This window comes from Achromobacter sp. SX5, from assembly GCF_056711425.1.
Genome location: NZ_CM160041.1, coordinates 3,645,009 through 3,670,058 on the forward strand (window position 1 = coordinate 3,645,009; position 25,050 = coordinate 3,670,058).

A 25,050-nucleotide genomic window follows, 5' to 3' on the forward strand; every position below is an offset into this window, starting at 1 on the left:
GAACCGTCATGGCTACTCCCCTCCTCGCCGTCGTCAACGAAATCACCGGCCGCGCCTGGATACGCAATAGCGATGGCTCCTTGACGGAGCTGCGCCAGGGCAACAAGGTTCCCATCGGTAGCGACATCGTCACGGCCGCCGGCGCCACGGTTACCCTCCAGACCGGCAACGGCATGCCGATAGTGATCGGAGAAAACCGCGATGTCGCATTGGGCCCGGAAATCGACTCGCCCCTGGCCGACGTCTCCGAGGCCGCGATCGTTGCCCCGGTCGGACCGGAAACCGAGCGCCTGCTGGCGGCGCTGCGCGAAGGCCGCGACCCGTTCGATCAGCTCGACCCCGCCGCGGCCGTGCTGGCCGGCGGCGGCGAAGGCGGCGGCACCAGCATCGTGCGCCTGGCCCGCATCCTCGAAACCACCACCCCGCTGGACCTGGCCTACCCCAATCCGGCCCGCGCCAATGACGCGCTGCCCCGCCAGCCTGGCGCCGGCGCCGGAGCCGGCGATGAAACCGGCCCGCCCAATTCGGCGCCGATCGCGCTCGACGACACCGCCAGCGGCTCGCAGGACGAACGCATCCGCGGCAACCTGCTCGCCAACGACAGCGATCCCGACGGCGACCCGCTGACGCTTGCCTCCGTCAACGGCCTGCCGATGGGAATCAACGGCCTCACCGTCCCCGGCTCCCACGGCGGCGCCTTCACCATCCGTCCCGATGGATCCTACGAATTCGACCCGCGCGGCGACTTCAAGCCCCTGGGCGCCGGCCAGACCGCCGTCAGCTCGATCTCGTACACGATCGCCGACCCGTCCCAGGCCACCTCGACCGCCTCGCTCACCGTAACCGTCACCGGCGCCAACGACCTGCCGGAAGTTTCCGACTACACGCTCACCATCGCAGAAGACCAGCCCCTCAGCGGCACGATCGTCGCCACCGACGCCGACCAGGACACGCTGAACTACACCATCGGCCAGTCCCCGGAACACGGCAAGGTCGAAGTGGACCCGCTTACCGGCAAGTACACCTACGTCCCGAACCAGGACTACAACGGCCCGGACCAGTTCACGGTACTCGTCGATGACGGCCAGGGCGGCAAGGCTTCCTCCACCGTCAATATCACAGTCACGGCCGTCAATGACCCGCCGGTCATCGAAGGCGTCGACGTCACGGTCGACGAAGACCAGCCCTTCAAGGGCAAGATCGTCGCAACCGACGCAGAAGGCGATACGTTGAGCTATACGGTCAGCGAGCCTCCAAAGAATGGAGATCTCACACTCGACCTGGTCACCGGCGAATACACGTACACCCCAAATCCGGACTACAACGGTCCTGACCAGTTCACCGTTCTCGTCGATGACGGCAACGGCGGCAAGACTTCATCCACCGTCAATATCGCCATCACCGCCGTCAATGACGCGCCGGTCATCGAAGGCGCAGACCTGACGGTTGCCGAAGACCAACCCTTCAAGGGCAAGGTCGTCGCGACCGATGCGGATGGCGATACGCTGCGCTATACGGTTGCCGAAGATCCGAAGCACGGCAACGTTGATCTCGATCCGCTCACCGGGACATATGTCTACACCCCTTCCCTGGACTACAACGGTCCCGATCAATTCACCGTCCTTGTCGATGACGAGCACGGCGGCAAGACGACATCAACCGTCAACGTCACCGTCACCGCCGTCAACGACGCGCCGGCGGTCGACAGCGTCGATATCACGATTGCCGAGGATGAGCCCATCAAGGGCAAGATCGTCGCGACCGACGTGGATGGCGACACGTTGCGCTATACGATCGGCGAACCGCCGAAAAATGGAAACCTCGAGCTCGATCTGACCACCGGCGCATACACCTACACCCCCAATCCGGACTACAACGGCCCTGACCGGTTCACCGTTCTTGTCGATGACGATCACGGGGGCAAGACCTCGTCCACCGTCAACATCACCATCACCGCCGTCAATGACGCGCCGGTGGTCGAAGGCGCCAATATCACGATTGCCGAGGATGAACCCATCAAAGGCAAAGTCATCGCGAGCGATGCGGACGGCGACACGTTGCGCTATACGATCGGCGAGTCTCCGAAAAATGGAAAACTCGACCTCGATCTGACCACCGGCGAGTACACCTACACCCCCAATCCGGACTACAACGGCCCTGACCAGTTCACCGTCCTCGTCGATGACGATCACGGCGGCAAAACAACATCGACCGTCAACGTCACCGTCACCGCCGTCAACGACGCGCCGGTCGTCGAAGGCGTCGATATCACGATTGCCGAGGATGAGCCCATCAAGGGCAAAATCATCGCGACCGATGCGGACGGCGACACGTTGCGCTATACGATCGCTGAATCTCCAAAAAATGGAAAACTCGATCTCGACCTGGCCACCGGCGAGTACACCTACACCCCCAATCCCGACTACAACGGCCCTGACCAGTTCACCGTGCTCGTCGATGACGAGCACGGCGGCAAGACAATATCGACCGTCAATATCACCATCACCGCCGTCAATGACGCGCCGGTCATCGAAGGAGTGGACATCACGATCGACGAAGACCAGCCCATCAAGGGCAAGATCATCGCGACCGACGCGGATGGCGATACGCTGAGCTATACGATCGCCGAGCCTCCAAAAAACGGAAAACTCGATCTCGACCTGGCCACCGGCGAGTACACCTACACCCCAAAACCGGACTACAACGGCCCAGACCAGTTCACCGTTCTCGTCGATGACGGCAACGGCGGCAAGACCTCCTCCACCGTCAATGTCACGATCGCCGCCGTCAATGACGCACCGGTCATCGAAGGCACGGACCTGACGGTTACCGAAGACCAACCCTTCAAGGGTAAGGTCGTTGCGACCGATGCGGATGGCGACACGTTGCGCTATACGATCGCTGAATCTCCAAAAAATGGAAAACTCGATCTCGACCTGGCCACCGGCGAGTACACCTACACCCCCAATCCGGACTACAACGGCCCAGACCAGTTCACCGTTCTCGTCGATGACGATCACGGCGGCAAGACAACATCGACCGTCAACGTCACCGTCGCCGCCGTCAACGACGCGCCGGTCGTCGAAGGCGTCGATATCACGATTGCCGAAGATGAGCCCATCAAGGGCAAAATCATCGCGACCGATCCGGACGGCGACACGTTGCGCTATACGATCGTCGAACCTCCAAAAAATGGAAGCCTCGAGCTCGATCTGACCACCGGCGAGTACACCTACGCCCCCAATCCGGACTACAACGGCCCAGACCAGTTCGCCGTTCTCGTCGATGACGGCAACGGCGGCAAGACCTCCTCCACCGTCAACATCGCCATAACCGCCGTCAATGACGCGCCGGTCATCGAAGGCGCAGACCTGACGGTTGGCGAAGACCAACCCTTCAAGGGCAAGGTCGTTGCGACCGATGCGGACGGTGACACGTTGCGCTATACGATCGACGAGCCTCCAAAAAATGGAAAACTCGAGCTCGATCTGACCACCGGCGAGTACACCTACACCCCAAAACCGGACTACAACGGCCCAGACCAGTTCACCGTTCTTGTCGATGACGGCAACGGCGGCAAGACCTCATCCACCGTCAATATCACCATCACCGCCGTCAATGACGCACCGGTCATCGAAGGCACGGACCTGACGGTTACCGAAGACCAGCCCTTCAAGGGTAAGGTTGTTGCGACCGATGCGGATGGCGATACATTGCGCTATACGATCGCCGAGCCTCCGAAAAACGGAAAACTCGAGCTCGATCTGACCACCGGCGAGTACATCTACACCCCAAAACCGGACTACAACGGTCCAGACCAGTTCACCGTTCTCGTCGATGACGAGCACGGCGGCAAGACCTTATCCGCCGTCAATGTCACGATCACCGCCGTCAATGACGCACCGGTCATCGAAGGCACGCACCTGACGGTTACCGAAGACCAGCCCTTCAAGGGTAAGGTTGTTGCGACCGATGCGGATGGCGATACATTGCGCTATACGATCGCCGAGCCTCCAAAAAATGGAAAACTCGATCTCGACCTGGCCACCGGCGAGTACACCTACACCCCAAAGCCGGACTACAACGGCCCAGACCAGTTCACCGTTCTCGTCGATGACGAGCACGGCGGCAAGACAACATCGACCGTCAATGTCACCGTCGCCGCCGTCAATGACGCGCCGGTCGTCGAAGGCGTAGACATCACGATCGACGAAGACCAGCCCATCAAGGGCAAGATCATCGCGACCGACGCGGATGGCGATACGCTGAGCTATACGATCGCCGAGCCTCCAAAAAACGGAAAACTCGATCTCGACCTGGCCACCGGCGAGTACACCTACACCCCAAAACCGGACTACAACGGCCCAGACCAGTTCACCGTTCTCGTCGATGACGATCACGGCGGCAAGACAACATCGACCATCAACGTCACCATCACCGCCGTCAATGACGCACCGGTCGTCGAAGGCGCCGACATCACGATCGACGAAGACCAGCCCATCAAGGGCAAGATCATCGCGAGCGATGCGGACGGCGACACGTTGCGCTATACGATCGCCGAGCCTCCAAAGAATGGAAAACTCGATCTCGACCTGGCCACCGGCGAGTACACCTACACCCCAAAACCGGACTACAACGGCACAGACCAGTTCACTGTTCTCGTCGATGACGAGCACGGCGGCAAGACCCCATCGACCGTCAACATCGCCATCACTCCCGTCAATGACGCTCCCGTTGTCAAACAACTCGATATCAGGACTCACGAAGATCAGCCCGTCAAGCGCAAGATCGTTGCGACAGACGTGGACGGCGATACGCTGCGCTATACGATCGACGCCCCTCCTAAACACGGCACGCTCGACCTGGATCGGCTGACGGGCGAGTACACCTATACGCCCGCTCTCGACTACTACGGCACCGACCAATTCACCATCTTCGTCGACGATGACCACGGCGGCAGAACGCCGTCGACCGTCACTGTCATCATCGGTGCCACCAATGATCGTCCTGTCGTGTCCGATTACGATCTCACGACTGCCGAAGATCAACCCATCAAGGGCAGAATTGTTGCAACCGACGTGGATGGCGACACGCTGATCTATTCGGTCAAGGAGGATCCGAAGCACGGCAAGCTCGACCTCGATTCGCGGACGGGCGAGTACACCTACACTCCCGCTCCGGATTACAACGGCTCCGACCGGTTCACTGTCTTCGTCGATGATCGCCGAGGCGGCCTGGTGGTATCGGCCGCCGACATCACCATCACTCCCGTCAATGACGCTCCCGTTGTCAAACAACGCGAGCTCACAACTTTCGAAGACCTGCCCATCACGGGAAAAATCATTGCAAGCGATGTGGACGGCGATACGCTGAGCTACTCGACTACCGACGCTCCTAAGCACGGCAAGCTCGACCTGAATCGGCTGACGGGCGAGTACACCTATACGCCCGCCCTCAATTACTACGGTACCGACCGATTCTCCATCCTCGTCGACGATGGCCACGGCGGTAAGACGCCGTCGACCTTCAACATCATCATCGGCACCATCAACGATCGTCCCGTCGTTCCCGATTACGAACTCACGACAGCCGAAGATCAGACCCTCAACGGCAGAATTGTTGCAACCGACGTGGACGGCGACACACTGCTCTATACGATCAAAGAGCCTCCGAAGCACGGCAAGCTCGACCTCGATTCACAGACGGGCGAGTACACCTACGCTCCCGCGCCCAATTACAACGGCGCCGACCGGTTCACCGTCTTCGTCAACGACGGCCACGCCGGCCTGGCGGTGTCGACCGCCGACATCACCATCACCCCCATCAACGACGCGCCTGTTGTTGAAAGCCACGATCTCAGGACTCACGAAGGTCTGCCGGCCAAGGGGAAAATCATTGCACGCGATGTGGACGGCGATACGCTGAGCTATTTGGCTTCCGAACGGCCGAATCACGGCAAGCTCGACCTGAATCGGCTGACGGGCGAGTACATCTACACGCCGGATGCCGATTACAGCGGCGCCGACCAGTTCACTGTTCTCGTCGATGACGACCACGGCGGCAAGACGCCATTGACCGTCAACGTCACCGTCTCCGCCGTAAACCATGCTCCCATCGTTGAAACCCGGGACTTCACGACGCTCGAGGATCAGCCCATCAAGGGTAAGATCGTTGCAACCGATGTGGACAACGACACGCTGAAATACTGGTTCTACGAACCTCCGAAACACGGCAAGTTCGAACTCGATAATCTGACGGGCGAGTACACCTACACTCCCGCTCCCGACTACAACGGCTCCGACCAGGTCACCGTCCACGTCAACGATCTCCGGGGCAGCACAACGAAGTCGACCATCAATATCACCGTCACCGCCGTCAATGATGTCCCGGTTGTTGAAAACCACGATCTCTGGACTCGCGAAGAGCGGCCCGTCAAGGGCAAGATCATTGCCACCGATGTGGACGGCGACACGCTGAGCTATCGGGCCACCGAATCTCCAAAGCACGGAAAGCTCGACCTCGATCTGCTGACGGGCGAGTACACCTACACGCCGGATGCCGCTTACAAAGGCGCCGACCAGTTCACCGTCCTCGTCGATGACGGCAACGGCGGCAAGACGCAGTCGACCGTCAACGTCACCGTCTCCGCCGTCAACCATGCCCCCATCGTGGAAAGCCTGGATCTCACGACGCTCGAAGATCAGCCCATCAATGGCAAGATCGTTGCGACCGATGTGGACGGCGACACGCTGCACTATCGGTTCTACGAACCTCCGAAGCATGGCAAGTTCAAACTCGATTACCTGACGGGCGAGTACACCTACACTCCCGCTCGCGACTACAACGGCTCCGATCAGATCACCGTCTTCGTCTACGATCGCCGAGGCAGCGTAACGAAGTCGACCATCGATATCTCCGTCACCCCCGTCAATGACGTTCCTGTCGTTGAAAGCCATGACCTCAGGACTTACGAAGATCTACCCGCCAACGGAAAGATCATTGCAAGCGATGCGGACGGCGATACGCTGCGCTATACGGTCATCGAATTTCCGAAGCACGGCCAGCTCGATCTCGATTCGGAGACGGGCCAGTACACCTACACTCCCGCCCTCGATTACAACGGTTCTGACAGGTTCACCGTCATCGTCGATGACGATCACGGAGGAAAGACGTCCTCGACCTTCAATATCGTCGTCACTGCCGTCAATGATCCTCCTGTCGTGTCCGATTACGATCTCACGACTGCCGAGGACCAACCCTTCAAGGGCAGGATCGTTGCAACCGATGTGGACGGCGACAAGCTGAGCTATTGGTTCGACAAGCCTCCAAAACACGGCACGCTCGACCTCGATTCTCAGACTGGAGAGTACACATACACTCCCGCCCCCGATTACAACGGTTCCGACCAGGTCACCGTCCTGGTCACCGATAACCGAGGCAGCATCGTCCGATCGACCCTCAGCATCACCATCGCCCCCGTCAATGACGTTCCTGTCGTTAAAGGCCACGACCTCTGGACTTTCGAAGATTCGCCGGTCAAGGGAAAGATCATTGCAACCGATGTGGATGGCGACACGCTGAGCTATACGGTCAACCAGCCGCCGGAGCACGGCACGCTCGACCTCGATTCGCAGACGGGCCAATATACCTACACTCCGGCCCTCGACTACAACGGCACCGACCGGTTCACCGTCTTCGTCGACGATGGGCAAGGCGGCACGACGCCGTCTACCGTCAACGTCACCATCACGGCCGTCAACGATTCTCCTGTCGTATCCGATTACGATCTCACGACTGCCGAAGACCAACCCTTGAAGGGCAAGATCGTTGCTACCGATGTGGAAGGCGACACGCTGACCTATTGGTTCGACAAGCCTCCAAAACACGGCACGTTCGACATCGATTCTCAGACCGGAGAGTACACATACACTCCCGCTCCCGATTACAACGGTTCCGACCAGGTCACCGTCCTGGTCACCGATAACCGAGGCAGCATCGTCCGATCGACCCTCAGCATCACCGTCACCCCGGTGCTGGACCTGCCTACCATCACGGTATCCGACCCCGGAGAAGTCAACGAAGGCGCCGATGCCGTCTTCCATATCAGCCTGGGCAATACGGGCGATCTGGACATGGACACCACGATCACGCTCAAACTGGATGGCCGGATCGAAACGGCAGATCACGGCACGCCCGTCGTCACCATCGGCGGCGTCGCCGTCAAGGTGACCGCCAACGCCGACGGCGCCTATCGTTTCACGCTTCCCGCCGGCGCCATGAGTGGTATCGTGGTCGCGGTTCCAACCGTGGACGACGCCGTCTTTGAGGGACGCGAACCGATGACGCTGACGGCCACGCTCTCCGGCGAAACCTCCAGCGGCACGCTGCCGGCCGGCATCGCCGGCACTGGTCGCGCCGTGATCGTCGACGACCGAGGCCCGGGCGCAGATCTGCCCACGCTCACGGTATCCGACGCGGGTGACATCAAGGAAGGCGAAAGCGCGGTCTTCGAGATCAAGCTGGACAAGGCGGTTGACGCCAATACCGTACTGAGCTTCACGCTGGCCGGCGACGCCGACGCCAAGGACCTGGGCAGGATTTCCGCTACCGTCGCCGGCGCCGCCGCCGACGTGAAGTCCCATACCGGCGGCAGCTACAGCCTCACCATCCCGGCCGGCGTCCAGGGCGGCATCACGATCAGCGTCGAGACCGTGGCCGACGGCGTCTCCGAGGGCCGCGAGACTCTGGTGCTGGAGGCCGAGCTGACCGGCAGGACCGGCAGCGGAACCGACCTGCCTCAAGGCATCGCCGACACCGGCCGTGCCGTCATCGTGGATGCCTACCAGCCCCCCGCAGTCCAGGATGCAAGCGCATCCGTGTCCGAGGAAGGCCTGGCCGGCGGCATTGCGGATGACCGGGGCACGCCGGATACCACCGATGCGCGCACCGCGACCGGCCAGTTGTCGATCAGCGGCCAAGGCGCCGCGGCCGGCTATGGCGTCTCGCTGGTCGCGCCGGCCGACGGGGTTCTGGTCTCCGGCGGCAGGCCCGTGGCCTGGACGCTGGCCGAGGACGGCCAGACCTTGACCGGTGCGGCCGGCGGCAAGACGGTCATCAGCGTCACCGTCGACAACCAGGGCAAGTATGCGGTGGCGTTGCAGGCCCCGGTGGACCACCGGAATCCGGGCGCCGAGGACGTGCTGTCGTTTGACGTCGGCGTCAAGGTTACCGACAGCCAGGGCGCCAGCAGCACCGGCAAGATCACGGTCAACATCGAGGACGACATGCCGGCCGGCAATCCAGCCCGTGTCTCCAGCCTGGACGTGCCGGTCAGCCGAGTCAGCATCGGCGGCCTGGAAACCGGCTTCAGCAATTGGAGGCTGACGAACGGAACGATTCAGGATCAAGCGCAGAACGACTCGGACCCGGGGATAGATATCATCACCTGGGGGACGCCCGCCAATATTTATCGGTCGGCCTACACCTTTACCGATAACGAGGCACTGCGAGGCTCGACCGATCCGCGGGATATGACCATTCGGCTCGGGACCTTTACTCACAACAATTCACCCGTGGTGAATCGCAATACCGGCGATCTCACATCGGTGGACCTGGAAATTTCCCTGCGGGTGACCATCGACGGCGTCGAACACGTCATCCGGCATACCATCAAGCTGGAGCATACGGAAACGCCGAACAACGGCTTCTGGGGCGACGGCAGTGTGGACGATTTCGTCCGGATCTCCGACGCCAGCCGCCGGCTTACTTTCCCGGTCGGCGACCGGACCTATATGCTGGACATCTCGGGTTTCAAGGACGCCAACGGCAATCTGGTGCAGACGGTCCGAACCAAGGAGGGCCAGGCCAACTCATACGATCTGTATGTCACGGTTTCGTCCACCGACCCGCTGCCCAAGGTCGAAGGAGATCTGTTCGACGCCGGCGCCCCGGGCTGGCGTTACGGCGCCGATGGCGCGGGTTCCGTAGCGTGGGATAAAGGTGTCAGGCAGTCCGACGGTTCCACCGTCATCCAGAACGAATACGGCAATCTGACTGTCGCCGCCAACGGCCATTACGTGTTCGAGATGAGCCGGCAGGCCTATGACAGATTCCCGGTCGGCCGCAAGCCGCTTGCTTATACCTACACCGTGACAGACGCCGATGGCGATCGCCGGCAGGGCCACATCACCATCGACCTGAACGGCTACGACAACGGCGCGCCGCCGCTGCAGGCGATGGTCAGCGCCGACCAGGCCCATGCGAGCGAGGCGGACGGAACGGTTTCCTACACGGTGTCGCTGGCCGACAGGCACGGCAACACGGCCAAGGCGCCCGAAGGCCATGCCATTACGGTGGCCCTGAACTGGAGCGGCGCGGCCGCCGATGGCGATGGCGTCGATCTGCCCCGCTTCGTCACGATCGAAGCAGGCCGCTCCAGCGCCACCGTGACGGCAACCCTGGCCGACGACCGCGTGGTCGAGGGCAACAAGGCGCTGATCCTGTCGCTGGGCGAGGCCAGCGCAAGCCCTGCCCTGCGCGGCGGCGTGGGCGCCGATGCCAGGCCGGCGAGCGTCGTCGTCCACGATGACGATCTGCCGGTGCACACGCCGCAACCGGCGTTGAGCAACGAGGGCCTGAATCTGAAGGTGTGGGCCGTCAAAGACCGCGATCTCTCCGAGTCGGACAAGACGGTCAACGAGATCCTGGACCGCCTGAGAACCAGCAGCCCGAACGAGGGCGACGGCGCGCCGTCCAACGAGCTGGAAGCCATGATCAGGCGCCTGATGGTCGTCGATCCGGACGGCAACGGGTTCCGGTCCAGCTATCCGGTGGGCTCTGGCCGCGGCCACAAGTATGGAAGCATTTATTTCGTGGGAGATCATCCCGAAACGAGCGAGTATCTGGTCCAGGACCTGATGGCCAAGGACCCCAACGCGGACGGCGCCTCGGACTGGAGAAATGTGCAAGGCGGCACCGCCGTGCACGCGCAAGGGGTGATCTACCTGCGCGCCGGCGATACCTACACCGTGCATGCCCAGGGCGACGACAGCCTGCGCGTGGTGCTGGGCGACCGCAACATGGGCGGCCAGGTGGTGGACCTGCGCTGGGGCAGCGACCTTGCCACGGTCAAGACCTTCACCTTCACGCCCACGGATAGCGGCCTGTACACGCTGGACATGTTCCTGCACAACCAGAATGGCCCGGGCATGTTCAACGTATGGGTGGAAAACAGCAGCAGTCCGGGCAAGGCGCTGACCTTCTTCCCCAGTTTCGAGGCCGCCAGGAAGCAATTGGCCGCCGAGGATTCCGGCTTCACGGTTGGCCGCCTGATCGGCACCGAAGGCTACGGCCACTACAAGGTCTACGGCTACAACGAGGCGCCGGTGAATGCCGAGATCAAGCTGTCGCAGATCCAGACCGATCCCGCTCATCTGCCGCTGGCCGGCGGCGAACGAGTCGTCGGCATCTCGATCGGCAACCTGGAGGCCGGGTTCGTGCTGAGCGACGGTGAGGGCCACGTTTTCACGGCCACGGAGAGCCAGGACTCGGTGGAGGTCCAGGGCTGGAAGCTGGCCACGCTGACGTTGAAGCCGACCGAGGACTATACCGGCGCGCTCGACCTGAAGGTCGCCATGACCATCCAGGGCCAGAACCAGGACGGCGGCGGCTATACCTATCGCCGCGACGGCGACATCACGGTACGGGTGGACGCCGTAACCTACGGCACGCCCGGCGACGATACGCTGTCGGCCGGCGCGGGCGACGATTTCCTGTATGGCGGCGCCGGCAATGACGTGCTGACCGGCGGCCGCGGCGACGATACGCTGGTGGGCGGACCCGGCAGCGATACCTTCAGATGGGAATTGAACGACCAGGGCAGCATCGGCGCGCCCGCCCTGGACAAGATCAAGGACTTTTCCATCCTGAAACCCGCCGAGGGCGGCGACGTCCTGGACCTGAAGGATCTGCTGGTCGGGGAAAGCGACGCAACCCTGACCCAGTACCTGAGCTTCAGCAGGAATCCGGCCGAAGCCGGCGGCGGCACGCTCATCGAAATCAATACCCGGGGCCAGTTGGCCAGCCAGGGCGCCGACCAGAAGATCGTGCTGGAGAACGTCGATCTCACGCACGGAGCCAACGGTCAGATCCTGAATAACCAGGCCATCATCAACGACCTGTTGCGCAAGGACAAGCTGATCGTCGATCACGCCTGAATCCATGCGGCGCGGAAACGCCTGGCGGCTCTGCCGCCAACGGCACATTTTTTCGTCCATTTCACCTGAAATGTTCGGAAACATGTGAAAATCCGCTGCATGCCGTCGTCTCCCCGTTTCCGCCCCGCGCTGAAATTGTGTCGATGGGCTTTGTTGTGTCTGGCCTGCACCTGGAGCGGCAGTTCCGCCCTGGAGATCGACGCAGGCAAGCTGCAAAGCCTGTCGGCCAGCCGCTATGGCGCCAAGGGCGCGCGCGCGGTGGATTCGTGGCTGGCCTTGCTGCGCAGCCCGCCGCCGGCCCAGGCGCGCGACGCGCTCGCGATGGCCAACGATTTCTGGAACCGCAGCCTGCTCTCGGGCGAAGACAGTGTCATCTGGCGCCAGACCGACTACTGGGCCACGCCGCTGGAATCGCTGGGCAAGGGAGCCGGCGACTGTGAAGACTACGTCATCGGCAAGTACTTCACGCTGCTCAAGCTGGGCGTGCCGGCCAACAAGCTGCGCTTCATCTACGTGCGGGCGCGCATCGGCGGACCCGCGAGCAGCAGCCAGATCGCCCACATGGTGCTTGGCTACTACGAGACCCCCAACGCCGTGCCGCTGGTGCTGGACAGCCTGGTCTCGACCATCCTGCCCGCCACGCAACGCCGCGATCTGACGCCGGTGTTCAGTTTCAATGCCGACGGCGTGTATGTCGACGGCAAACCCGCCGCCCCGGTTGACCGCCTCAGCCGCTGGCGTGATCTACTACAACGCATGCAACGGGAAGGTTTGCGCCCGTGATGTACGGAAAATAAGACTATGTCCATACTTAGACAGCTACTTCTCAGCGTCACTCTCGCAATCGGCGTCATCCTGCTGGGCACGCTGGCGCTAAGCGTCAACTCGGCCCGGGAATACCTCTCCGGCCAGTTGAAGGTGCAGAGCACCGATGCGGCCGTCTCGCTGGCCTTGTCGCTGTCGCAGCCGGCCAACAACGATCCCGTGGTGCAGGAACTGCTGGTGTCGGCGCTATATGACGGCGGCCATTTTTCGCTGGTGCGCCTGTCCGATCCCGAAGGCAAGGTCCTGATCGAACGCCAGTCGACCGCCACCGCGGCCTCGGTGCCGACCTGGTTCCGGGCGCTGGCCCCGTTGAACGCGGAGCCGGCCACGCATGCGGTCAGCGACGGCTGGCGCCAGATCGGCGAGGTCACGCTGGTGGCCAACGACGCCTACGCCTGGGAAGCCCTGTGGCGCAGCAGCCTGAAGATGATCGCCCTGGTGGTGGGCGCGGGCATTCTGTGGGCCGTGTTCGCCTTTCTGCTGGTGGGCTGGATCAAGAATCGGCTGCTGCGCGAGATCAGCGACCACGTGCGCCGCATCGGCCAGGAATCGCCGGCCGGCCAGGTGCAGGCGCGCGTGCCCGAGCTGTCCGGCGTGGTGCAGGCCCTGAACCAGACGCGCGAGCGTGTCTATGCCAGCGTCGAAGAACAGAACGCCCGCATCGAATCGTTGCAGGTCGAACTGAACCAGGACCCGGTCACCGGCCTGCCCAACCGCAAGTACTTCGTCAACGAATTCCGCCGCGCGCTGGAAATGCCGCAGGCCGTGGCCGGACGCGCCGTCGATGGCGGCCATATCCTGGTGTTCCGCCAGCGCGACCTGGCCGACCTGAACCGCCACATGCCGCGCGAATTCATCGACCAGTGGCTGCGCACGACCTGCGAGCGCATCGGCGGCACGCTGCGGCGCATGCACGTGGCCACGCCGCTGCTGGCGCGCCTGAACGGATCGGATTTCGCGCTGCTGCTGCCCGGCTGCGCGGCGCCGCAGGCGATGATGATCGCCGAACAGGTGCGCGCCGACCTGCATGCCTCGCGCATCCCGGTCGGCGAAGGCCACCTGTGCCGCTGGGCCCAGGCCATCACCGACTACGGCCACGGCCACCAGGCCGGGCCGGTGCTGGCGCGGCTGGATTTCGGGCTGATGCGGGCCGAAAGCGCCGGCAACGACCAGGTCGTGATCGCGGGCGCGACCGACATGCACACGCCGTCCGAATCCGGCGAACGCGCCTGGAAGGACGCGATTCTGTGCGCCCTGGAGGAACATCGTTTCGAGCTGGCCCCGGAAACCCTGAAAGCCACCGACGGCAGCCCGGTGCGCGTGGAGGCCATGCTGATGCTGCGCACCGCCGCCGACCAGGAACCGATCCCGGCGACGCTGTTCATCCCGCCGGCGGTGCGGCTGGACCTGGTGGCCGACTGCGACCTGGAAGCGGTAAGCCTGGGCCTGGACTGGCTGGCCGCCAATCCCGGCGAACTGGCCGTGCGGGTCGCCCTGCCCTCGCTGCGCGGCCAGAAATTCTTCCGCCAGCTGGCCCTGATGCTGACCGAGCACCGGCCGTTGGCGAGCCGGCTGTACCTGGAAATCGACGCCCACGGCCTGGTGGAATGCCACGAACAGATCGCCGCGCTGGCGCGGGTGACCTCGGAGTTCGGCGCGCATATCGGCGTGCGCCGCCTGGCGCAGCAGTTCGGCGCGGTGGCGCAGTTGCACACCCTGCCCTTGTCCTACGTGAAGCTGGGCGGCGGTTTCGTGGGCGGCATGTCGCAAAGCCCCGGCAGCCAGCAGCTGACCGCGTCGGTACTGGAAACGGCGCGCAAGCTGAATATCGCGGTCTATGCCGAGGATGTACCCGACGCCGAAACGCAGCGCATCCTGGCCGAGCTGGGCATAGGCATCATGCGCGGCCCCGGCGTCAGGATCGCCGCGGGCCGGGCCTGAAGCGGCCCGCGGCGCCGGCCGCGCTCAGCGCGCGGCGGCCTTGCCCTTGGACTGTTCGTACAGCGGCAGCACCTGCTGCGCCGCGGCCTGCAGGTCGGCGATGCGCGAGGCTGCCGACGGGTGGGTCGACAGGATCTCGGGCGGGGCGCTGCCCTGGTCGGCCGCGCCCATCTTCTGCCACAGCGTCACGGCGGCCCGCGGGTCGAAGCCGGCGCGGGCCGCCAGTTCCACGCCCATGCGGTCGGCCTCGGTTTCGTGGGTGCGGCTGTTGGGCAGCGTGAACATCACGTTGGTAAGCTGGCCGCCCAGGTCGGAAGCCACGCTGGAGCCCGTCGCGATGGACAGCACCGACAATCCCAGGCTCGTCGCCATCTGCTGCGACACCCGCTCGCGGGCATGTTCGCGCAGCGCGTGGGCGATTTCATGGCCCATCACCGCCGCCAGCTCGTCGTCCGTGGGCTTGATCTTGGAGATCAGGCCGGTGTAGACGGCGATCTTGCCGCCCGGCATGCACCAGGCGTTGATTTCGTCGCTGGACAGCACGTGCACTTCCCAGTTCCAGCTTGCGGCGTCCGGCCGGAACACCGGCGTCTGCGCGATCAGCCGTTGCGATATCGCGCGCACGCGCGCGAGCTGCTGGGCGTCGCGGTCCAGCTGGCCCTTGGCCTTGGCCTGCTTGACGATGTCGGCATATTGCTGGCTGGCTTCCTGGTCCAGCGCCTGCGAAGGCACCATGCTGGACATGTACTGGGTCCGGTTGACGCCGATGGCGCCGGACTGGGTGGTGTTCATGCCCGTGCAGCCGGCCAGGGCGGCCAGCGCAAGCGTCGCGCCCGCCTGGCGCAGCGGGAAACGTTTCCGGATCATGTCGGCCTCCAGGTATTCGAAGTACGTATTGCGGGGAACGTCAGCGTATCAGACCGGATCGCCGCATTGCGCGCGATGGCGCAGGGCGTGGTCGATCAGCACCAGCGCCAGCATCGCCTCGGCGATGGGCGTGGCGCGGATGCCGACGCAAGGATCGTGGCGGCCCAGGGTCTGCACCTGGACCGGTTCGTTGGCGCGGTTCACCGACTTGCGCTCGACCCGGATGCTGGAGGTCGGCTTGATCGCGAGCGACACGGTCACCGGCTGGCCGGTGGAAATGCCGCCCAGCACGCCGCCCGCGTGGTTGCTCAGGAAACCATCGGGCGTGATCTCGTCGCCGTGTTCGGAGCCGCGCTGGGCGATGCTGTCGAAGCCGGCGCCGATCGAGACGCCCTTGACCGCGTTCAGGCCCATCATCACGTGCGCGATGTCGGCGTCCAAGCGGTCATAAATGGGTTCGCCCCAGCCCGCCGGCAGGTTCTCGGCCACCACCTCGATGCGCGCGCCGATGGAGTCGCCGTCGCGGCGCAGCTGGTCCATGTAGGCTTCGAGCTCGGGCACGATCCCGGCGTTGGGCGCATAGAACGGATTGTTGGGGACTTCGTCCCAGGACACGAAAGGAATGGAGATCGGGCCCAGCTGGCTCATGTAGCCGCGCACCTGCACCCCGTACTGCTGCGCCAGCCACTTCTTGGCGATGGCGCCCGCGGCCACGGTGGGCGCGGTCAGGCGCGCCGACGAGCGTCCGCCGCCGCGCGGATCGCGCACGCCGAACTTGCGCCAGTAGGTGTAGTCGGCATGGCCGGGCCGGAAGGTGTCGGCGATGTTCGAGTAGTCTTTGCTGCGCGCGTCCGTGTTGCGGATCAGCAGGCCGATCGGCGTGCCCGTCGTCACCCCTTCGTACACGCCCGACAGAATCTCGACCTGGTCGGCTTCCTGGCGCTGCGTGACGTGGCGCGAGGTGCCGGGACGGCGGCGGTCCAGTTCCAGCTGGATGTCGGAGGCCTCCAAGGGCAATCCGGGCGGGCAGCCGTCGACGACGCAGCCGATGGCGGGGCCGTGGGATTCGCCGAAATTGGTGACGGTAAAGAGAGTACCTAAGGTGTTGCCGGGCATAAGGAGTCAGCGGAGTCGGTTTGCAAGCAACCCCGATTATGACACCGCGGAGGCCAAAGCCTGGATTTCCGAGGCCGGCGCGGGCCGTCCCAGCAGATAGCCCTGCATGACCCGGCATCCCAGCGACTTGAGGATCTCGCGCTGGCCCTCGGTTTCGACGCCTTCGGCCACCACCGGCAGGTGCATCGCCTGGCATAGGCCGAACAGCGCGGACACGACCTCGCGGCTGCCGGCGTCCGACTCCAGCGCGGAAATGAAGCTGCGGTCGATCTTGACCCAGTCTATCGGCAGCGAGCGCAGGTGGTTCAGGCTGGAATAGCCGCAGCCGAAGTCGTCCAGCGCCATGCCCACGCCCATGGCGCGCAGCGCGTTCAAGACCTTCACGTGCTGCTCGTAGTGCAGGATGAACAGCGATTCCGTGATCTCCAGCACCAGCTTGCGCGGCTCCAGCCGGGCACCGGCCAGCGCTTTGGAGACCAGGTCCACCAGGCCGCCTTCGTTCATCTGCCTGACCGACAGGTTCACGTGCACGCGCCATGCCGCCGGCCATTGCGCCGCCTGGGTGCAGGCGCGCTCCAGAATCCAGGCCCCCAGCGGCACGATCAGCCCGCTGCGCTCGGCCAGTTCGATGGTCACGGCCGGCGACACGCTGCCCAGCACAGGATGATGCCAGCGCAACAGCGCCTCGCATCCCTGCACCACGCCCGTGCTGCTGTCCCAGACCGGCTGGTAATACAGCTCGAACTGTTCCATGGCCGGCGTGGTCAGGGCCAGGCGCAGATCGTTTTCCAGGCCCTGCTGGTCGCGCTGGTGCGCCAGCATGCGGAAGTCGAAGAGATTCCAGCCCGGGCCGCCGCGCGCCTTCAGCGGCACCATCGCCACCTGGACGCAACGTTGCAGTTCCTCGACGCTGCGTCCGTGTTCGGGATAAAGCGCGGCGCCGACCCGGAATACCGCCATCAGGGTACGGCCGCCCAGTTCCAGGGGCGCGCTCAGGTCGTCCAGCAGCTTGGCCGACACCTGCGCCGCCCCCTGCTCGTCCACGTCGGGCACGCAGACCGTGAAGCTGGCCGCCCCCGTGCGCGCCGCCACGCCCCCGAGCGTGCGCGCGATCAGGCCGAGCCGGCCGGCCACCTGCGCCAGCAGGGCCTGGTCTTCTCCGGCGCGCAACATGGCGCTGATCTCGGCATACTGCTCGAAACCGACGAGGAAGAAGGCGCCGCGCCACGAACGGCCGCCGTCGAACCAGCCGCGCGCGCGCCGCTGCAATTCCTGCTGGCTGAGCAGGCCGGTCAGTTCATCGAACCGCAGGCGCCGCCGTAGCGCGCGCTCCCTGCGTACAAAGATCAGGCATATCGCCACAAGGGCGGCTGCCAGCACCAGGCACAGTGCGAGCAGGTAACTCTCACGCACGGAGCCCCCTATCCATATGCCCCTGGCGTTGCGGTTCGGCAAGGAACCCAAGGGCTGTAACATTTTTTAAATTATGCATTGGTTTCGCAAAAAAACGCCACATATCAGAGGCAACGCACCTCTTTTTCCTTGTATTCCTACAGTACTTTGATCTAGCGCCGCGGGAAAGATAGCCCCGAGCGGCTTCTCCCGGCCCGCGGCATGCATCCTCCCTGGTACTACGACAGCCAACACCGGAAAATTAATACGCAAGAGCCCGATAGTTGACGGCGTTTGGCCGCAGCACCGAAATAATTGCACAGCTTGCCCGGTGGTGGCGCATATTTAGTAATATTCTGTACGGTATGTGACATGCAGAATTACTGTACAAAGACCTGCGTCAATGTGCTAGCAACGCGTGTCACGTTTCCCATCCAGGCGTCCTGGCCGGAGCCGGGCAGCCAGAGAAACTTCAACCACATGCCCACTTTCCGCCGGGTACTTTTCATCGCCGCCATCCTGATCGGTTTGGCCCTGCTCGGCGCCCAGGCGCTGGGTGTGGCGGCTGCGCATCGGTATCTCGACTCGCAGCTGGCGCAGCGCAGTGAAAAAGGCGCGGCCATGCTGGCCTGGGTCTTGTCGCATTCCGTCAGCGACGCCGGCCAACGCGCCACACTGGCCGACGAGCTGTATGCGCAGGGCCAATACGCGCTGATACGCATCACCGATGAAAAGAACGGCTCGACGCTGGAAAGGCGCGCCAGGCCGGACGAGGCCGCGGGCCGCGAATACGACTGGCGCAACGCCTGGCTGGGCATAGAGGCGCCCGCCGTGTCGCGCGCCTTCGTCACGGCCGACGGCGCCGCCCAGGGCACGGTCACGGTCCAGGCCGATTCGCGGCAGGCGCGCGACACCCTCTGGCAAAGCGGCGTGCGCATCCTCGGCCTGGTGGTGGCCGCCGCCGTGCTGTGGATACTGGTCGCCCTGAACCTGGCGCGGCGCATGCAGACGCAGGCCGCTGCTCCGGCGGACGGCGCGCCCGCCGCGGCCGAAACGGACCGGGCGCTGGCCGACGCGCAGCGCCTGGTGGCCGCCGCCGTGCAGGAACAGAACGCCCGCATCGAATCGCTGCAGAGCGAGGTCTACCTGGACCCCATCACGCGCCTGCACAACCGCCGCTATTTCATCGAACAGTTCCGGCTGGCGCTGGCCGACAAGGCGCCGGAGGCCGGCGGCCATCTGCTGATGTTCCGCCAGCGGGACCTGGCGCAGATCAACCGCCACCTGTCGCGCGCCTTCGCCGACCAGTGGCTGCGCTCCTCGTCGGACCGGCTGCTCAAGCTGGTGGCCGAGTTCGGCCAGCAGACCGCGCTGCTGGCCCGCCTGAGCGGCTCCGATTTCGCCCTGCTGCTGCCGCGTTCGTCGGCGCCGCAGGCCGGCCTGCTGGCCGAACGCGTGCGGCGCGAACTGCGCTCGCTGCGCGTGCCGATGGACAAGCACGGCTGGTGCCGCTGGGCCATGGCGCTGGCCGCCTACGGGCCGGACGACAACATGAGCGAAACCCTGGCCCGCCTGGACCACGCGCTGATGTGCGCCGAGAGCGCCGACGACGATCAGGTCACGCCGGCCAACCGCGCGCCCGACAGCACGCCCATCGGCGAATACAGCTGGCACGACGCGCTGGTCACGGCGCTGGAGCAGCATCGCTTCTCGCTGACGGTGCAGCCGCTGCACGACCTGGCAGGCGCCCTGCTGCACCAGGAAGCCAGCCTGACCCTGCACGACACCGCCGACGCCGACCCGGTGCCGGCCTCCATCTTCATGCCGCCCGCGGTCCGGCTCGGGCTGTCGGCCGATTGCGACGTGCAGGCCGTGCGGCTGGCGCTGGACTGGCTGTATGCCGGCCGGGGCGCCTTGTCCGTGCCCGTGGCGCTGGCCTCGCTCGCCCAGCCCTCGTTCCTGTCCCGATTGCAACGCATGCTGGACGACCGGCCGGCGCTGGCCCAGCGCCTCATCCTCGAAGTCGACGCGGCCGCGCTGGTGGAACAGGAAGCGGACCTGCACCAGCTCTGCCGCATCGCCACGGACGCTGGCGGCCGGATCGGCGTGGCGCGGCTGCCGCAGCACTTCGGCGCCATGGAACGCCTGCACGAGTTTCCGCTGTCCTACGTGAAGCTGAGCGGCAGCTTCATCGCCGGCCTGCAGCACAGCCCCGGCAACCGCCACCTGGCCGCCACCGTGGTCGCCACGGCCATCACGCTGCACATGCAGGTCTATGCGGAGGACGTGCCCGACATCGCGACCCAGAACATCCTGGAAGGGCTGGGCGTCCACGCGATACGCGGCGCTCGCGTACACTCGCCCCAAGCGCACGACCTCCCGGCCGAACATCCATGGGTTTCTAGTTGACGCCAGTATCGCCTCTTCGTATCCGCGGGCCCGTCCTGCCGGCCATCCTGGGCCTGCTGTTGTATGCGCTGTGCTTTCCCGCGGCCGCGCAAACCCATGCGCCGAGCGCCGCCTATGCGGACATCAGCCTGGGCCTGACCGCCGGCGTCGCGATCGCCTGCGCCGCGGCCTGCGCGCTGGCCTGGGCCGCCACCCGCAACGCCATGCACGGCGCCGGCCTGGCGTTCATGCTGGTCGAGGGCGTGTACCGCGCCACGCCCGCGCTGCTGCCGCCCGGCGCGCTGCAAGCCGGCTCCTACGCCGCCCTGCTCGCGCTTACCGTGCCGGCGCTGGCGCAGACGCCCGGCGCCGGCAGGCTGGCGACGGTCTGCCGTTGGGTCAGCACCACACTGGCCACCCTGGCCGCATTGAGGCTGGTGCTTGCCTACGGGCCCGGCAATAGCGCCGTCCACACTACGATAGCCGGCGCCTGCTCGATTACCAGCGTGCTGCTGGCTGCCTGGTTCCTGTGGCGCGCGCTGCGGGGCTCCAGTGCGAACGCGGCGATGCTGGCCATGGCGCTGGCCTATGCCGTCTCGGCCTGGGTGCTGGCCAGCGACGCCGGGCGGCCCGGCGCCGCCGCCGGCGCGCATCTGGGCTGGGAACTGCTGCGGCTGCTGCTGGTGACGGGCGCGCTGCTGCTGTACGCCATGGGCGAGCGGGCCGCCGCCGCATCCGCCCCCGCGCCCGCAGCCACCGGCCCGGCGCCCGCCGCCGGCACGGACCAGCTCGCCCAGGGCGAACTGCGGCTGGCGGAACTGGCCGGCGCGCTCGATACGCAACGCCAGATGAACGCGCTGATCTCGCACGAGCTGCGCGCGCCGCTGGCCACCATCAGCGCGGCCGCCCAATCCCTGGACATGATTCTCGCCGACGGCGGCGACGCCACCGGCAGCCGCCTTGCGCGCATCCATCGTTCGGTCTCGCGGATGACCGAACTTATGGACCAGCTGCTGAACCAGGACCGGCTCGGCGAGCAGGCCTGGACGCCCCGAGGCGAGTCGGCGGACCTGGCGGCGCTGGCGCGCGACGTGGTCGCCTCGATGCAGCCCGATACCGCGCATGCGCTGATCCTGGAGGCCGAAAGCCCCCTGCCCGTCTATTGCGACCGGCCGCTGACCTGCGTCGTGGTGCGCAACCTGATCCACAACGCCATCAAGTATTCGCCGGCCAACCAGCCGGTGCGCATCGAGACCGGCCTAAGCCGCGCGGGCGACGTACCGATGGCCTGGGTGGCGGTCACCGACCGCGGCCCGGGCATCGGGGAAGAGGAACAGGCGCGGATTTTCGAGCCGCATTTCCGGCGCGCCGCGCATCGGGAAACGCAAGGCCTGGGGATAGGCCTGTACCTGGCCCGGCGCATCTGCCAGAACCAGGGCGGCTCGCTGACCATGCAAAGCACGGTGGGCGTGGGCACGCGTTTCGTCGTGACGCTGCCGTCCAACCCGCCGCCGGCTCAGGCGGCGAACACGTAGCCCTGGCCGCGCACGGACAGCACCGGCAGCTTGAGGCCGGCGCTTTGCGCCTTGGCGCGCAGGCGGCTGACCAGCACGTCGATGCGGCGCAATTCGAAACCGCCCGGGCTGTCGGGCAGGAACAGTTCGGCCAGCACCTGGCGGCTGACCGCGCTGCCGGCCGCGTCCATCAGCGCGATCAGGAAGGTACGCTCCTGCGCGCTGAGATGCAGGGAAGCGCCGTCCGGCGCCACCAGTATCCAGCCGCCGTCCTGCAGCGACCATGAACTGTCGGCCGGGGCGCGGGTTTCCGCGGCGGTGGGATTCGGCGCCTTGGCCAGGCGCATCCGGCGGGCCAGGCTGCGTATGACCGAGCTGAGCTCCAGCAGGTCCACAGGCTTGGTCATGTAGACATCGGCGCCGCCTTCCAGGCCGCGCACCCGGTCTTCCAGCGCGCTGCGGCCGGTCAGCATGACGATGCCGACGGGGCTCAGGGCGCGCAGGCGGGTCGCCACGGAAAAACCGTCTTCGCCCGGCAGGTGCGCATCGAGTATGACGATGTCGCACGGCTGCTCCTGCAACCGGCGATAAAACGCCGCCGCATTATCACAGGCGAATGCCACCCGAAAACCATAGCCACCCAAGCCTAACGCCAGTTCCTCCCGGAAATCGGCGTCATCCTCAAGCAGACCGATACACAGCAAACCATCTGCGCCAGCCATATTTAGAGTGCTTTATATTGAAGAGTATCGACAAATGCCCCGCGGACGCTGGCCCCCGGAGTGTCCCGTTGGCGACAATCTTACGACTTTTACAATGGAAACGAATGATTGCAGTGAAAAAAACTGCGATATTCCATTTCCAAATAGGTATTTTCGCCTAAGTCCTTTCAAAATCAGTTTACGGCGGCTCGGTATATTCAGGACGAGCAGCTGACTTCGATCCTGCCGGCCCAGTCGGGCGGCAATCCCGCGTACCGCTCATAACCGGGCTGCGCCTCGTAGGGATTGCGCAACAGTTTGAGCAGCGTATCGATTTCGCCGGCGTCGCCCGTCTTGGCGGCGCGGATCGCCTCCTCGGCCAGGTGATTGCGCAGCACGTACAGCGGATTGACGCGGTTCATGCCGGCCGCCACCTCGGGCGCCGGGCGCGCGTCCTGCGCATGGCGCGCCAGCAGGCGGTCCAGCCAGGCGCCCGCGGCCGGGCGGTCGATGAACAGGTCTTCGAATGCGCTGCGCTGGCCCGCGAGCGCATCGGCCAGGCGCCGGAAGGTCAGGGTGAAGTCGGCCTGGTTGGCGTCCATCAGCTTGAGCAGATCGTCCAGCAGCGGCTCGTCCTCCACCTGCCACGCGGCCAGGCCCAGCTTGGCGGCCATCCGTTCGTGGAACGCGCGGGTGAACACCGGCTCGAATTCGTCCAGCGCCGCGCGCAGGCCGTCGACGTCGGGCACCAGCGCATGCAGGCTGCCGCCCAGGCGGTACAGGTTCCATAGCGCCACCGACGGCTGCCGGTTCCAGGAATAACGCCCTTCGGTATCCGAGTGGTTACAGACATGCCCCAGCCGGAAGCCGTCCATGAAACCGTAGGGGCCGTAATCCAGCGTAAGCCCCAGGATGGACATATTGTCGGTGTTCATCACCCCGTGGCAGAACCCGACCGCCTGCCAGTCGGCCATCAGCCGCGCCGTGCGCCGCGTGACCTCGCGCAGCAGGTTCAGCACGGCCACGCCGTCGTCCCGCGGCGCGCCGCCCGGCATTTCGCGGCACTGCGGGTAATAGCGGTCGATGACGTAGTCCGCCAGGGTCTTGAGCGGTTCCGGCTGGCGCCGCGAGGACCAGTGCTCGAACGAGCCGAAGCGCACGAAGCTGGGCGACATGCGCGTCACGATGGCGGCGGTCTCGACGGTTTCGCGCATGACCGGGTCGTCGGAGACCACCAGCGCCAGCGCGCGCGTGGTGGGCACGCCCAGGCCGTGCATGGCTTCGCTGGCCAGGTACTCGCGCACCGACGAGCGCAACACGGCGCGGCCGTCGCCCATGCGCGAATAAGGCGTCATGCCCGAGCCCTTGAGCTGCAGCTCCCAGGCGCCCTGCGGCCCTTCGACCTCGCCCAGCAGGTGGGCGCGCCCGTCGCCCAGCTGGCCGGCCCAGACGCCGAACTGGTGGCCGCTGTAGACGGCCGCCAGGGTATCGCCGCCGGGCAGCGGCTGCGCGCCCGAAAACACGCTCAGGAACTCGGGCGTATCCAGCACCGCCGGGTCCAGGCCGATCAGGCGCGCGGCGTCGGGATTGGCGTGCAGCAGCCGCGGCTGGTTCAGCGGGCGCGGCGCAAGACGCGTATAGAAAGCCGGCGGCAAGGCGGCGAAGGAATTGACCGTACGTAGCTCGGCCAGCGTATGGGCGCTCATGCGCGTTGCCTCCTGGCGGCCCGCTTGGCGGGCCGCACGTAGAAAATGGCGCTCAGGAAGAAAACCGTCGAGAGCAGGATCTCCCCCCACGCCATCGCCACCGACAGCGCGGCCGGGTCGGACATGGCGCGCACCACCCCTTCCATCAGGTACAGCAGCGACAGCATCGACGCCCATTGGTAGGTATAGAGATTGCCGCACAGGATGCCGCGCAGCGGAAACGCCAGCGGCAAGGCCTTCAGCAGCATCCAGGACCCTCCGGGCCGCACCGGCGCCACCACGGTCTCCCAGGTCACGCAAAGCACTATCAGGGCAAACAGCGAAACCGAGGCGAGCAGGCGCAGGCGGGGGTTGAGTTCAGGGTTCATGCTGCTATTATCGCCTG

General features: G+C 65.1%; 11 protein-coding genes. 5 read left to right on the forward strand and 6 right to left on the reverse strand.

Annotated elements, in window-relative coordinates; all coding sequences use genetic code 11:
• Positions 1-8 precede the first annotated feature (8 nt).
• The 3 genes from AC1M14_RS17125 to AC1M14_RS17135 all read left to right on the forward strand — a co-directional run bounded on the left by AC1M14_RS17125 (position 9) and on the right by AC1M14_RS17135 (position 14,981).
• Complete coding sequence (locus AC1M14_RS17125; RefSeq protein ID WP_479730102.1) at positions 9-12,215, forward strand: retention module-containing protein; 12,207 nt, start codon at positions 9-11, stop codon at positions 12,213-12,215.
• A gap of 99 nt (positions 12,216-12,314) precedes the next feature.
• Positions 12,315-12,998, forward strand: a complete 684-nt coding sequence (locus AC1M14_RS17130; RefSeq protein ID WP_181390886.1) for a transglutaminase-like cysteine peptidase — start codon at positions 12,315-12,317, stop codon at positions 12,996-12,998.
• A gap of 18 nt (positions 12,999-13,016) precedes the next feature.
• On the forward strand, positions 13,017-14,981 hold the full coding sequence (locus AC1M14_RS17135) for a bifunctional diguanylate cyclase/phosphodiesterase (protein ID WP_479730103.1): 1,965 nt from the start codon (positions 13,017-13,019) through the stop codon (positions 14,979-14,981).
• A gap of 24 nt (positions 14,982-15,005) precedes the next feature.
• Here AC1M14_RS17135 and AC1M14_RS17140 read toward each other — a convergent pair whose 3' ends face one another.
• Genes AC1M14_RS17140 through AC1M14_RS17150 form a run of 3 tightly spaced genes read right to left on the reverse strand, consistent with a single transcriptional unit; the run spans position 15,006 to position 18,377 of the window.
• Positions 15,006-15,848, reverse strand: coding sequence for a M48 family metallopeptidase (locus AC1M14_RS17140; protein ID WP_479730104.1), 843 nt, complete (start codon positions 15,846-15,848; stop codon positions 15,006-15,008).
• A gap of 48 nt (positions 15,849-15,896) precedes the next feature.
• Positions 15,897-16,964 (reverse strand): chorismate synthase, encoded by a 1,068-nt coding sequence (aroC, locus tag AC1M14_RS17145; protein ID WP_102771683.1) that lies wholly within the window; start codon positions 16,962-16,964, stop codon positions 15,897-15,899.
• A 36-nt stretch (positions 16,965-17,000) separates the two neighbouring features.
• On the reverse strand, positions 17,001-18,377 hold the full coding sequence (locus tag AC1M14_RS17150) for a putative bifunctional diguanylate cyclase/phosphodiesterase (protein WP_479730105.1): 1,377 nt from the start codon (positions 18,375-18,377) through the stop codon (positions 17,001-17,003).
• A gap of 459 nt (positions 18,378-18,836) precedes the next feature.
• Here AC1M14_RS17150 and AC1M14_RS17155 point away from each other — a divergent pair, with 459 nt between their 5' ends.
• Positions 18,837-20,765, forward strand: coding sequence for an EAL domain-containing protein (locus tag AC1M14_RS17155; RefSeq protein WP_479730106.1), 1,929 nt, complete (start codon positions 18,837-18,839; stop codon positions 20,763-20,765).
• Complete coding sequence (locus AC1M14_RS17160; RefSeq protein ID WP_479730107.1) at positions 20,762-22,279, forward strand: sensor histidine kinase; 1,518 nt, start codon at positions 20,762-20,764, stop codon at positions 22,277-22,279. Before AC1M14_RS17155 ends, AC1M14_RS17160 begins: the two co-directional genes overlap by 4 nt.
• Here the strand turns inward: AC1M14_RS17160 and AC1M14_RS17165 are convergent.
• The 3 genes from AC1M14_RS17165 to AC1M14_RS17175 all read right to left on the reverse strand — a co-directional run bounded on the left by AC1M14_RS17165 (position 22,261) and on the right by AC1M14_RS17175 (position 25,033).
• The gene (locus AC1M14_RS17165; RefSeq protein ID WP_479730108.1) at positions 22,261-22,980 is read right to left on the reverse strand and encodes a response regulator transcription factor; all 720 of its coding nucleotides are present in this window, start codon (positions 22,978-22,980) and stop codon (positions 22,261-22,263) included. The genes AC1M14_RS17160 and AC1M14_RS17165 overlap by 19 nt on opposite strands.
• A gap of 197 nt (positions 22,981-23,177) precedes the next feature.
• Positions 23,178-24,665 carry a protein adenylyltransferase SelO gene (locus AC1M14_RS17170; RefSeq protein WP_479730109.1) on the reverse strand — a complete coding sequence of 496 codons (1,488 nt, stop codon included), beginning with the start codon at positions 24,663-24,665 and terminating at the stop codon, positions 23,178-23,180.
• A complete protein-coding gene (locus AC1M14_RS17175; RefSeq protein WP_479730110.1) occupies positions 24,662-25,033 on the reverse strand; it encodes a DUF2069 domain-containing protein in 372 nt (123 codons plus the stop codon). The genes AC1M14_RS17170 and AC1M14_RS17175 overlap by 4 nt, the downstream gene beginning before the upstream one ends.
• Positions 25,034-25,050 lie beyond the last annotated feature (17 nt).

Bases quoted from the DNA above. Each gene is read 5' to 3' on its own strand.
- AC1M14_RS17125 (WP_479730102.1), top strand. From the start codon at position 9: ATGGCTACTCCCCTCCTCGCCGTCGTCAACGAAATCACCGGCCGCGCC.
- AC1M14_RS17130 (WP_181390886.1), top strand. From the start codon at position 12,315: ATGCCGTCGTCTCCCCGTTTCCGCCCCGCGCTGAAATTGTGTCGATGG.
- AC1M14_RS17135 (WP_479730103.1), top strand. From the start codon at position 13,017: ATGTCCATACTTAGACAGCTACTTCTCAGCGTCACTCTCGCAATCGGC.
- AC1M14_RS17140 (WP_479730104.1), bottom strand. From the start codon at position 15,848: ATGATCCGGAAACGTTTCCCGCTGCGCCAGGCGGGCGCGACGCTTGCG.
- aroC (WP_102771683.1), bottom strand. From the start codon at position 16,964: ATGCCCGGCAACACCTTAGGTACTCTCTTTACCGTCACCAATTTCGGC.
- AC1M14_RS17155 (WP_479730106.1), top strand. From the start codon at position 18,837: ATGCCCACTTTCCGCCGGGTACTTTTCATCGCCGCCATCCTGATCGGT.
- AC1M14_RS17165 (WP_479730108.1), bottom strand. From the start codon at position 22,980: ATGGCTGGCGCAGATGGTTTGCTGTGTATCGGTCTGCTTGAGGATGAC.
- AC1M14_RS17170 (WP_479730109.1), bottom strand. From the start codon at position 24,665: ATGAGCGCCCATACGCTGGCCGAGCTACGTACGGTCAATTCCTTCGCC.
- AC1M14_RS17175 (WP_479730110.1), bottom strand. From the start codon at position 25,033: ATGAACCCTGAACTCAACCCCCGCCTGCGCCTGCTCGCCTCGGTTTCG.